The following is an 11,943-nucleotide window of genomic DNA, read 5'->3' as shown; positions in this document are numbered from 1 at the left end:
AATTGATTGTGAGAGTGCTTTAGCTATTAAGACTGCTACGCCATTACTAAAATAAGTGTATATTGTTGATTTAATGGTATATGAGGCGGAATAACGTATGTATCTGGAACACTCATTAATCTTAAGCATTCTCGAACGGTTAACCTTCTATTTTCTTGTGGATGAATAAACTCTCTACCATCCTTTGCAATATGAGAAGTGATAGTGTAGGATGGTTGATCCCAAGATAACTTTCTTACACCATTAAATTGGTTTGGATTTAGATAATGCAACGTAGTAAGTAAACCGAATTGTACAACACCTACTGTAAACAACTGGTATAATAAGTATAGGAAAATACATAGAGGTGATTTTTGTGCAGCAATATGAGGAAGTACGTTCGATATTAGAAAAAGCAAAGAAAATTACAGTGTTAACAGGGGCTGGTGCAAGTACGGAAAGTGGAATCCCTGATTTTCGTTCAGCAAATGGATTATATGCTGATGCGAATATAGAGATGTATTTGTCGAGAGGCTATTATAATAGAAATCCGAAAGAGTTTTGGAAGCATTATAAAGAAATCTTTCAAATTAATACGTTTCATCAATATAAACCAAATCTTGGGCATCGCTTTTTAGCAGAGATAGAAGAACAAGGAAAAGACATAACGATTTTAACGCAAAATATTGATGGTTTACATCAAGTAGGTGGTAGTAAACATGTAATTGATTTACATGGAACACTGCAAACAGCGCATTGTCCAAAGTGTAAAACGGGGTATGATTTACAATATATGATTGATCATGAAGTGCCGCGTTGTGAGAAGTGTAATTTCATACTAAATCCAGATGTTGTTTTATACGGAGATACGTTACCTCAGTATCAAAATGCGATCAAACGTTTATATGAAACAGATGTACTTCTTGTAATGGGGACGTCACTCAAAGTACAGCCTGTCGCGTCATTCCCAGAAATCGCAAAGAGGGAAGTAGGCGCAACAACAATTTTAGTAAATGAAGAATTAACGGGACAAGAATACAATTTTGATTTTATTTTTCAAAATAAGATTGGTGAATTTGCCAAAGGGTTATCTTCGATTAAATAAGTTTTTGTTTTCGTAAAGAAACTGAGGTGGATGATGTCCACCTCAGTTTTTTTGTATGAATTATATTCATGTTATTGCGTATTAAGGGGAATGGTAATAAATAGGATATAAAATACAAAAACTGAAAATTAAATCTTTTATTTCTTTTGTAATTAATATAAAATTCTATATATATCATAAAATTAAATTTGATACATAATGATGTATTTGATTGCACTGTAGTGAACGTATGTTTTATGTAGAGAAATGTTAATAGAATGAAGCGAGGGAGCAAAATGAGACAGAAAAAGGAGAAACAGAAACAGTCGAAAAAGAAAAAGACTCATATTCCATTTCGGTTAAATGTACTATTTTTTATCGTTTTTCTTTTATTTTCAGCTATTATTATTCAATTAGGTAAAGTACAAATCATCGACGGAGAAACGTATCGAAATGAAGTGAATAAAAAGGAAGATGTAACGGTGAGTACTCCAGTTCCGAGAGGGAAGATGTTTGACCGGGAAGGGAAAGTTATTGTAAATAATAAACCGTTACGAACTGTTACATATACGAAGATGAAAGGAGTGGACTCAAAAGAGGTTTTAATAGTGGCAAGAAATTTAGCAAAGCTAATTGAAATGCCGCAAGAAGATATGGACAAGTTAACAGAGACAGATAAAAAAGACTTTTGGATGCAGTTAAATGAAAAACGTGCAGCAACAAAAGTAACGAAAGAAGATGAGAGTAAATTTAGGAAACAGGAAATAGAAGGGAAAGACTTAGATAAGAAAGTAGAAGAGTTGAGACGAGAAAGAATTACACAAGAAGAATTAAACGAGCTTTCGAAAGAGGATATAGAAGTACTAGCAATTAAAAGCAAAATGAATGCGGGATATAAAATGACGCCACAAATCGTCAAAAAAGATGTAAGTCAAAATGAATATGCAGTAGTGAGTGAAGGATTATCGAGCTTGCCAGGCGTAGATACGACTGTGGATTGGGAGCGCGAATATCCAAATGACAAAATACTACGTTCTGTACTTGGTAGTGTTTCTACTGAGAATGAGGGATTACCAAGGGAGCAATTAGACTATTATTTAGTGCGAGATTATAACCGAAATGATCGTATTGGTAAGAGTTACATCGAAAAACAATACGAAGATGTGTTACATGGAACGAAAGAACAGTCTAAAAATATTACGGATAAAGCTGGAAATATTATTCGGACTGAAAAAGTGACAAAAGGAAAAAGTGGAAATAATTTAATGTTAACAGTTGATATGGATTTACAGAAAAAGGTGGAGGAAAGTCTTGAAAGGAATTTAAGGACATTTCATTCTTCTGAACCGATGATGGATCGTGCATTCGTCGTTATGATGAATCCGAAAAATGGTCAAATTCTATCATTAGCAGGAAAGAAAATTGTAAATAAAGATGGCGGGATGCAAATAGAAGACTACGCTTTAGGAACGATGATAAGTTCTTACGAGTTAGGATCAACGGTGAAAGGAGCTACGGTATTAGCGGGATATCAAACAGAAGCGATTAAGCCATATACGCATTTCTTTGATGCACCAATGTACTTTAAAGGAAGTTCGAAGCCGAAGAAATCGTGGAAAGACTTTGGAGATATTGATGATTTAAGAGCATTGCAAGTTTCATCCAATGTCTACATGTTTAATACGGCGTTAAAGATTGCGGGGATTGATTATGTACCAAACAATCCGTTAGATATTAGGCAAGAAACATTCAATAAAATGCGCTATTACTTTAGACAATTTGGTTTAGGTGTACCAACCGGTATTGACCTTCCAAATGAATCGATTGGTCAAATGGGTAGAACCGATAATATACCTGGTTTTTTACTTGACTATGCCATTGGACAATATGATACATATACGCCGCTTCAGCTTGCGCAATATATGTCAACGATTGCAAATGGTGGTTACCGAATGAAACCACAAATTGTACAAGAAATTAGAGAGCAACCGAATAGACCAGAGGAAGTCGGGAAAGTTATGCAATCGATGGAACCAGTCGTGTTAAATCGAGTGGATATGGATCTTTCATATATAAATCATGTGAAAGAAGGGTTTAGAAGAGTTTTCCAAGAGGTAGATGGGACCGGTGCTGGAACTTTTAAAGGTTTACCGTATAAACCGGCTGGGAAAACAGGAACAGCAGAAACAGTGTACGGTGGAGAAAGTGATATTGGAAGAGATGAAAACAACTATCGAAAAAAATGTTATAATTTAACTCTCGCCGGGTATGCGCCATATGATGCTGATCCGGAAGTTGCTTTTTCTGTTGTTGTGCCATGGGTAAATAATGATAAATCAGGTATTAATTCTGCAATTGGTAAAGAGGTTTTGGATGCATATTTTGACTTGAAAACGCAGAGATCGGGTGCAAGTCCAGTCCCAGTAGCACAATAGCCGAGTAAGGCACAATAAAAACTTCAAATTGTAGCATATCACTGCGCAAATGAACAGGTGCAGTGATATATTTTTGAGTTGAAAAGTGTTTTGATAAGGTGGGAATGGATATGAAAGAGGAGATTAAGAGAGGTTGGAGAAAGTACATACTATTTATATTTGTCCTAGTAGGAGCGTACCAGTCTTTTACTTTATGTAAGGTGGAAGGAAAATCAATGCAGCCAACTTTACATGAAGAAGACTACGTATTTGTAAATAAAGCCGCTGTACACTTTTCTAGCTTACAGCATGGAGAAATCGTCATTATTAAGGAAGAGGATGAGTCGAAATATTATGTGAAACGTGTAATAGGGCTTCCTGGTGACATAATTAACATAACGAATGGAACTGTATACGTAAATGACAAAAAGCAAGATGAACCTTATATAAATAAAGATTTATATAACAATACACAAGTGTTTTATAATTTTCAAAAGACAAAGATTCCGCCAAATAAGTTATTTGTAATGGGAGACAATCGTGAACAAAGTAAGGATAGTCGAAATGGTTTAGGATATATTGAAGAAGATAATATAATAGGAAAAGTGGAATTTGTGTACTATCCTTTTTCGAAAATGAAAATCATAAAATAAGTGGGGATTCACAAAACCCCACTTATTAAAGTTTCACTTTATCTTCTTTAAAAAACCTTTTGGATTAAATGATATGAAAAACTTATGTTTAGATTCATCGATTATGAAATTGCTATTTTTAGTTAAAAACTCTTCCACAGCTTCCATTGGGCCAGGGCCCCAATCAGGAAGGAGAGGATTTCCGTTAATACTTGTATCTTCTACAATAATGTAACTGCCAGTGGTTACAATAGATTTATAAAGTAAGAGTTCTTTCGATACATGTTCTTTACTATGATCAGAATCTAAAATAACTAAAATCACATCATCAGGTTTGCGCATACTTAATATTGATTGGACGGCCTGTACAGAAACAGATGAAGCTGTTAAATACGTAATTCGATTATGGGATGGCCGATTTGGTTGCGGAGTTATATCGATAGTAAGTACGTGACCTTTTCCAATTAAATCTAACATAGAAGCTAAAAACAGTGCACTACCACCGTAAAAAGTTCCGCATTCAATAATTAAATCAGGCTTTAATTCGTATAATATTTCTTGATACAAAAAGAGATCAGAAGGAAGTTTGCAGATTGGAACCCCGAACCAGTGTGTACCATGTAACCAAACGTTGCTGTCGTAATATTGTTTTAGAAATTCGCTACTAATGTTATCGATTTTGAATTCTCCTTTCTAAAAAGGATTCTTTCATACGTAAAGGGTTTACGTATGAAAGTTGTACTATATATTATGTGGTAAGGGATTATAAGGCGAGTGTTTTCACGTGAAAATAAGCCAAATAACACATGTGGAAAATGAATTGCTTATAAAAGAAGATGTAAATGAAAGGAAATGATCGTATGTATAAGTACACAATTTGCTTCATTAGAAAAGGAGATAATATACTGCTATTAAATAGAAACAAAAAGCCGACAATGGGAATGTGGAATGGTGTCGGAGGGAAAATAGAAGAGTATGAAACGCCATACGAAGGAGTTATTAGAGAAACGTTTGAGGAAACGGGAATAGAGCTTCCAAGTGTAACGTATAAAGGGAATGTTATGTTTCAAGTTAAAGACGAACCTTTGGGTAGTGAGGGAATGTATGTATTCCTTACTGATTTACCAGATGGAGTACATATTGATACGCCAGTAAGCACAGATGAAGGTATATTAGAATGGAAGTCAATTGATTGGATATTAGATGGTGATAATAGAGGTGTAGTTAGCAATTTGCAAAGATATTTACCAAGAGTATTAAAAGAAGAAAACAATTTAGAGCATACATTCACATATGATAACCGGAATATTATTGATTACACAACTACACTTTTGACAGAAGATGATACGAAAAAACGATATGAAAAACATCTCATTTCTCAATAGGATAAGATGCGTTAAAATAATAAGAAAAAGCCAAGTCCTTTATTGGGACTTGGCTTTTTTTGTAGGGAATGCTAATTCAAATTTTACTCTTCATAATTTGCTTTAATAATAAAGCGGTGTTGCTTCACATCGAAATATCCTTTTTGCAAGATGATTTCATGTATGCGATACAATTCCTCGGTATAGCTGTCTACTGTAAATTCAGGAATTTGCCACGGAATTGCTTGCAAGTAATAGACAACAGAACCGACATCATAAAAACGCTGAAGAGGGAACTCTTCCTTCGCTTCTAAAATTGTAAATCCGCTTTTTCTCAATTCACTACATGCCGTTTCGAGTGACCAACTTGAAAATTCGCTATTCAGCGGTGTGCCAAACTGCTCATTCAGTTCCGCACAATCAAGACCACCGACTTGTTGTGTAAGAAATGTTCCATTGGTGGAAAGACTTCTTTTCACTTCAGAAGCAGAATAGGATTCATGTTGATTCACAATTAAATCAAACTGACCATCTTGAAATGGTAAAGCAGTATCATCAGTCACTTCTACGACTATAACTCCTAAAGGTTCTAATTTCTTTCGTGCAATTGGGACATTCGGAGCATAGCCCTCAGTCGCATAAATAGTTGACGGGAACGGTTGTAACATAGATAAAAACTCTCCGCCACCAGTCCCCATATCTAGCATTGATTTTGCACGTTGCATAAGCTGGAAAGCAGTGCTACCGTATGACCATGATAGGGGCTCGCTATTCATACGGCCAGTTTCTGAAATGAAAGAAAAATCCCAGCCGCTAAAGTTAGTCTTTGCACTTTCTAATAGTGCTGAAAATAATGGATCACGTTTCATAATATGTCCTCCTATTTCGTTAATGAATGATATAGTAAGAACAGAGAAATGGAGGACCTCTTGTAAAGATGAAGAGGTTTTACGTTTCGTGTTCGAATAGATTCATACAAATTCGCTCCTTGCGAGAATAATTATTTATATATTCGGGATAATCGAGTGAAAATCCTTTGAACTATAAAGGGAAGGTAGATATTTAATGAAGAATTGGATTGAGTTTACAGACAAAGAGTACGACCGAATATGGGATAGGGTATATAGTGATTTTGAGTTTTCACCAAGTATGTCTATATTCCCATCATTTAAGGTGCCAAGTCCTTTTATAACATATGATATTTCTCATTACTTTGGAGAATCGGTAGATTTAAATGTATATGACGATCTGGAAGAAAAAGCATTACTAGTTTTTAAAGAGAATACAGTATCGAATGAATATATAATGGCACTTGATTGGCAACATGAATGTTACTGGGTAAATTCACATTTAAAGTTCGATAGAAATGAATTTGATGAGTGGACAATCCCGATTTTTCCAACTGGAGATTACTATTTCTTTATTCAGAAGGACTTTAAGTGGGGGTATTTAGGGCATCCGTGGGAGGAGAGTATAACGATATTTGGAAAAGAATTAATAGATGCTTTTGATCAACATAAACCGGAAATGTTTCATAAGATTTTAAGGCAGGGTTAATGTTTAAAAGAGAAAAAACGTTTATACTTCCAAATGAAGTATAAACGTTTTTATTATTAGCTGTTTTCATATAGATTGTTGCTTTCTTTACAAATACTTAAAAACAAAAATCTTTTGGTAAAGTGCCATTTTTTATCACCGTTCTTAATCCATGTTTCATAATCCAAGGATTAACAGGATGGTTTTTATCGAGTAATTCTCGCAACCATCGAAAAACGAGTTCTTTATCTTCTTTCGTAATATCATTAATGTGATTGGCTACAGATTTTTGAACATAATTAGAAGGGTCATTCATTAATGGCTCAAGAAGCTTTAAATTATTTCTGAAGTCACCTTTCAAAGCTCCTATTTTTTTTGCCCAAGGAAGTCTTGGCCTAGTACCTTCTGAAGCTAATCTTCTAATGTGGCTGTTTTCATCACGTAACCATTGCTGCAATATGTCCAAGGTTTCTTCATGGTATTTTTCAAGATAAGGACGAATGGCATATTCAGCAGTATTTCTTTTTGTTATTTCATACATTGCGTTGAATGAGGAGTCAAAATCGTTAAGCCCATATTTTTCAACGTATTTTGCGATAGGCATATACATATAACCCTTTGTAAATGTGCCGACTTCTGTTGTATTTTCTGGTCCTAATGTTTTCAGTAATATATGTATTGCTTCATTAAAATCTTTTTGTAATGCATTGTGTAATTCATCTGCTATTACTTCTATACGTTGCTTTAACTCTAAATTTTCAACTTTATATGTTACGGTAGATACAAAGTTTCTTTTAGAGAAATTAGGATCGTGTTTACAAATAGAATCAGCCATTTTTTCTGCTAATTCTTTGTTAAATAAAAATTTTAACGGAACATATTTGCCCATTTTTTCACCCCATTGGTCGGATAAAAACAATGTTTATTTTTTAATCGACAATCCATACACCAAAGTCTCACTAGGAGTCGTAATACTAAAACCTGTCGTCTTATAATCAAGTTTCACCGTATCACCAGTGTAATCTGTCGTGAATGAATCCATTTGTACGATAAGCTCCGCATCTTCATATACAACATCATCCGCATTATATGTATCCCAAATTAAATCGACATCAACGAAAATACTGCAAGAGTTTGTCATAGTTCCTCTAATGCGAATGATCTTTTTGTCTTCACGTACTAGTCTATGTATAGCTGCTTTTGCTTCATCAGTAATACGAATGTTCATGTAATCCCAACCTTTATTTATATTTCCTCTATTATTGCAAAAACAGGAGAAATAGGGAAGGGAGAAGCATTGCATTAAAAAAACGAGCAAACAATTTTGTTTGCTCGTTTTACTTTATTTCAGTTCACATTTATCAAGTGGAATGACTTTCGTTTTCTTAGTAAATTTATAACCTAACCATAGTACTAAGAAGAGTGGTAAACCGATGTAAGAAACGAGTACACCGTTCCAGTCGATAGATGCTCCTGTAAATGCTCCGTAGTTTTGACCTAAAATAACAATAACACAAAGTGTAAATGCAAAGATTGGACCGAACGGGAACCATTTCGCTTGATATGGTAAATCTTTCAAATCTTTCCCTTGTGCAATATAGGCTTTACGGAAACGGTAATGACTAATAGCAATCCCTACCCAAGCAATAAATCCTGACATCCCAGAAGCATTTAATAACCAAATGTATACAACACCGTCACCGAATAAAGAAGCGATGAAAGCGACGCTACCAACTACTGATGTTGCGATTAATGCGTTAACAGGTACACCGCGGCTATCTAATTTCCCTAAGAACTTTGGTGCTTTTCCTTGGCGAGCTAAATCCCAAAGCATACGAGTTGATGCATACATTCCAGAGTTACCAGCAGAAAGTACTGCAGTTAAAATAACAGCGTTCATAACAGAAGCAGCGAAGGCAACGCCCGCTTTTTCAAATACAAGTGTAAATGGACTTACTGTAACATCACTTGCTGCAAGGCTTTCAGTCGTATAAGGAATTAATAAACCGATAACGAGAATTGCTAAAATATAGAATAATAAAATGCGCCAAAAGATAGAACGAATTGCTTTCGGAATATTGCGTTCTGGATCAGCAGTTTCACCAGCAGCTACTCCTAATAATTCAGTTCCTTGGAATGAGAAACCAGCAGCCATAAATACACCGATAATTGCCATGATGCCGCCATTAAATGGTGCATCTGCAACAGTGAAGTTTTTAAAGCCAACAGATTCGCCGCCCATAATTCCAAAAATCATCATAAAACCGACAATTAAAAAGATAATAATAGTAACTACTTTAATAAGTGCGAACCAATATTCAGATTCACCAAAACCTTTAACAGATAAATAGTTTAAGAGAAAAATAATAGCTAAACAAAGTCCACTCCAAATAAGAGAAGGGGTATCTGGGAACCAAAATTTCATAATTAATGTTACGGCCGCTAGTTCAGCTGCAATCGTAATCGCCCAGTTATACCAATAGTTCCATCCAAGTGCAAAACCAAGTGATGGATCAACAAATTTTGTTGCATAAGTACTAAAAGATCCAGTAACAGGCATGTAAGCCGCGAGTTCTGCTAAGCTTGTCATTAAAAAATAAACCATAATTCCAATTGCGGCATATGCGACTAATGCACCGCCAGGACCAGCTGAATGGATAACACCACCACTGGCAAGAAATAATCCGGTACCGATTGTACCACCGAGAGAAATCATCGTAAGGTGACGAGATTTTAATCCGCGTTTTAATTCACCTTGTCCTTGTGTAGTTTGCGTTTTAGAGGTAGATTGATTTGTTGCGCTATTCATGTTCAACACTCCTTTTCTTGTAGGTTAGGAAGGAGCGGGGGAGAAAAATACAAAAAACCGCCAAAGGAATTAGGCGGAACGTTTCACAAATAACCACCCCATCATACCCTTCCGTTAAGATAGCACACCACGTTTACACGGTAATTTTGTAAACGTGACAGTTCTGTTCCTTTCGGAAACAGCCCCAGCTCATATTTCCAGAGAAGAAATATAAACTTCGGCAACTTTTCCTTTCAAACGGAGTCAGTGACATTCGCTGTGTCTCGTCCATTTTACTTTTAAAAGTCGCAACCTCTACCTCATCGGATTGATGAGGATTTATATATTGCTAAGATATTTAATATATGGCAATTGTAATGACTTTCTGAATATATTGCAAGGAATTTTGTTAGGAAAAGTCAAAAAATATCGGTTATTGTATAGGAAACGCTTGCAAAACTCCACCCGAACCTACTATTATGTAGCAATAAGCAAAGAAAAAATTGTTATACAAATGTTTCGCAAAAAATATTGAAAAACCCTTTAAAATTAAAAGAAAATTCAGAAAATATAATTCGACATAACTATCAGAAGGGGATTATTCCTTAAATTCGTTTCAAAGAATAAGTATAAATTCGATAAATAGAATGAATATTCTTTTTATTTCTGATAAAATTGAGGTATTGTTTAATTGAAAAGGGGATATCATTATGAAATTAGAAACGGAAAGATTATATATAGTACCGTGTACAGAAGAATGGATTCAAATTGCGGATAATCAAGGATACAATAGTGGTCCGCATATTGTAGGACATATAGAAAATATGAAACGAGATGCGGCTTCATTACCGTGGGGACCGTGGTATGTTATTCGGAAAGAGGATGATGTTGTTCTAGGTGATATAGGATTTAAAGGGAAACCGAATGAGCAACATACGGTAGAAATTGGTTACGGATTTATTGAGAAATATTGGAATAAAGGGTATGCAACAGAAGCAGTTAGTGAATTAATGAAATGGGCTTTTCAAACAGGGGAAGTGGAAACGATTATAGCGGAGACACTCCTTGATAATTATAGCTCTATTCGTGTCTTAGAGAAATTACATATGAAAAGAGTAAATAGTACTGAAACGATGGTCAATTGGAAAATAGAAAAATAAAAAATACCGCTCGAAGTAAATCGGGCGGTATTATTATTAATTATGGTAGCATTTGTTTTTGATCTTTCGGATAGCCGGCTGTCGATACGTTAGAACGATTGGAATGATTACGAACAGCAATAAAAATAGATATAATAACGACAAGACCAACTGCAACGTAAGAAAGTGAAATAATAGTTGGATCTACTTTAAATGTAGTAAGCAGTGTACGTATATTCGTAAAGATAATAAGTCCGCCAACGAGTACGCCAAGTAAATGAGAAGGAACGATGCGTACTAACCATGCGGCGATTGGTGCGGCAACAATACCACCAAGCATGAGGGCAAATACCCAAACCCAGCTTACTTGTTCCCAGCCAAGTGAAATGAAAAAGCCAATCGTTGCAGCGAGTGAAACAGGAAATTCACTCGTATCTACAGATCCAATAACTTTTCTAGCTTCATTTCCTCTTGCAAGAAGAACAGGTGTCGTAATCGGCCCCCAACCACCGCCGCCAGTTGAATCGACGAATCCAGCGAATAAGCCAAGTGGTACAAGTTGTTTAGCAGACATACGCTTATTTGAAGAAACAATTTGTTTTTGAATGATGAATCGTAATAAAATATAAACCCCTAAAGTAAATAAAAATATGGAAATGTACGGTTTAATTACATCACCAGGTAAATTGCTTAAAAAACATGCCCCAATAAATGCGCCAATTGCTCCTGGTAATGTAAGTCTGGAAACTGTATATTTATCAACGTTTCCAAATTTGATATGAGATGCACCAGAAGCGGCGGTTGTAACGACTTCAGCTAAATGAACTGATGCGGAAGCTACAGCTGGTGCGATACCAAACATTAATAATAGTGAGGTAGACGTTACCCCGTACGCCATACCAAGTGCGCCATCAATCAATTGAGCGAAAAATCCAATAATAGCAAAGACAATTAATTTCTGCATAAATAATCCCCCTGTAATAATAAATGAAAAAGACACTTTTCCC

13 protein-coding genes and 1 riboswitch are annotated in these 11,943 nt (G+C 35.3%); of the genes, 6 read left to right on the top strand and 7 right to left on the bottom strand.

From position 1 onward, the window contains the following. Positions 1-35: 35 nt before the first annotated feature. Complete coding sequence (locus tag LCF45_RS14960) at positions 36-272, bottom strand: DNA cytosine methyltransferase (protein WP_078203533.1); 237 nt, start codon at positions 270-272, stop codon at positions 36-38. 83 nt (positions 273-355) lie between these two features. On the opposite strand from LCF45_RS14960, the gene LCF45_RS14955 reads away from it, so the two are divergent. The 3 genes from LCF45_RS14955 to lepB all read left to right on the top strand — a co-directional run bounded on the left by LCF45_RS14955 (position 356) and on the right by lepB (position 4,130). Continuing rightward, positions 356-1,084, top strand: coding sequence for an NAD-dependent protein deacylase (locus tag LCF45_RS14955; RefSeq protein ID WP_002127990.1), 729 nt, complete (start codon positions 356-358; stop codon positions 1,082-1,084). A 257-nt stretch (positions 1,085-1,341) separates the two neighbouring features. After that, positions 1,342-3,498, top strand: coding sequence for a peptidoglycan D,D-transpeptidase FtsI family protein (locus LCF45_RS14950; protein WP_176112601.1), 2,157 nt, complete (start codon positions 1,342-1,344; stop codon positions 3,496-3,498). Between the two features lie 110 nt (positions 3,499-3,608). Then, positions 3,609-4,130 (top strand): signal peptidase I, encoded by a 522-nt coding sequence (lepB, locus tag LCF45_RS14945; protein ID WP_078203532.1) that lies wholly within the window; start codon positions 3,609-3,611, stop codon positions 4,128-4,130. A 33-nt stretch (positions 4,131-4,163) separates the two neighbouring features. Here lepB and LCF45_RS14940 read toward each other — a convergent pair whose 3' ends face one another. After that, positions 4,164-4,787 carry a cephalosporin hydroxylase family protein gene (locus LCF45_RS14940; RefSeq protein WP_078178857.1) on the bottom strand — a complete coding sequence of 208 codons (624 nt, stop codon included), beginning with the start codon at positions 4,785-4,787 and terminating at the stop codon, positions 4,164-4,166. 182 nt (positions 4,788-4,969) lie between these two features. Between LCF45_RS14940 and LCF45_RS14935 the strand changes: the two genes are divergently transcribed. Further along, positions 4,970-5,494, top strand: a complete 525-nt coding sequence (locus LCF45_RS14935; protein WP_002127986.1) for an NUDIX hydrolase — start codon at positions 4,970-4,972, stop codon at positions 5,492-5,494. 83 nt (positions 5,495-5,577) lie between these two features. Here the strand turns inward: LCF45_RS14935 and LCF45_RS14930 are convergent, their stop codons facing one another. Continuing rightward, positions 5,578-6,342 (bottom strand): class I SAM-dependent methyltransferase, encoded by a 765-nt coding sequence (locus LCF45_RS14930; protein ID WP_002127984.1) that lies wholly within the window; start codon positions 6,340-6,342, stop codon positions 5,578-5,580. Positions 6,343-6,538: 196 nt separating this feature from the next. Between LCF45_RS14930 and LCF45_RS14925 the strand changes: the two genes are divergently transcribed. Then, on the top strand, positions 6,539-7,030 hold the full coding sequence (locus LCF45_RS14925) for a DUF2716 domain-containing protein (protein WP_002165521.1): 492 nt from the start codon (positions 6,539-6,541) through the stop codon (positions 7,028-7,030). A 97-nt stretch (positions 7,031-7,127) separates the two neighbouring features. On the opposite strand, the gene LCF45_RS14920 is transcribed toward LCF45_RS14925, so the two are convergent. The 3 genes from LCF45_RS14920 to LCF45_RS14910 all read right to left on the bottom strand — a co-directional run bounded on the left by LCF45_RS14920 (position 7,128) and on the right by LCF45_RS14910 (position 9,818). Next, entirely contained in the window at positions 7,128-7,898 is a 771-nt protein-coding gene (locus LCF45_RS14920; RefSeq protein WP_002127980.1) for a DNA alkylation repair protein, read from the bottom strand. A 33-nt stretch (positions 7,899-7,931) separates the two neighbouring features. Continuing rightward, positions 7,932-8,237 (bottom strand): iron-sulfur cluster biosynthesis family protein, encoded by a 306-nt coding sequence (locus LCF45_RS14915; RefSeq protein WP_002127979.1) that lies wholly within the window; start codon positions 8,235-8,237, stop codon positions 7,932-7,934. A 114-nt stretch (positions 8,238-8,351) separates the two neighbouring features. Continuing rightward, entirely contained in the window at positions 8,352-9,818 is a 1,467-nt protein-coding gene (locus tag LCF45_RS14910; RefSeq protein WP_002013597.1) for an amino acid permease, read from the bottom strand. A 112-nt stretch (positions 9,819-9,930) separates the two neighbouring features. Next, positions 9,931-10,123, bottom strand: a riboswitch (Lysine riboswitch). Positions 10,124-10,507: 384 nt separating this feature from the next. Between LCF45_RS14910 and LCF45_RS14905 the strand changes: the two genes are divergently transcribed. Next, positions 10,508-10,957: a GNAT family N-acetyltransferase gene (locus LCF45_RS14905; RefSeq protein ID WP_002127978.1), complete on the top strand. Its 450-nt coding sequence runs from the start codon at positions 10,508-10,510 to the stop codon at positions 10,955-10,957. A 40-nt stretch (positions 10,958-10,997) separates the two neighbouring features. Here LCF45_RS14905 and LCF45_RS14900 read toward each other — a convergent pair whose 3' ends face one another. Continuing rightward, positions 10,998-11,900 (bottom strand): sulfite exporter TauE/SafE family protein, encoded by a 903-nt coding sequence (locus tag LCF45_RS14900; protein ID WP_002127976.1) that lies wholly within the window; start codon positions 11,898-11,900, stop codon positions 10,998-11,000. Between the last annotated feature and the right edge of the window lie 43 nt (positions 11,901-11,943).

Source organism: Bacillus sp. 41-22 (assembly GCF_025809295.1).
GTDB classification, from domain to species: domain Bacteria; phylum Bacillota; class Bacilli; order Bacillales; family Bacillaceae_G; genus Bacillus_A; species Bacillus_A mycoides.
Note: the sequence above shows the minus strand (reverse complement) of the source record. Positions and strands in the feature narration are given on the sequence as shown.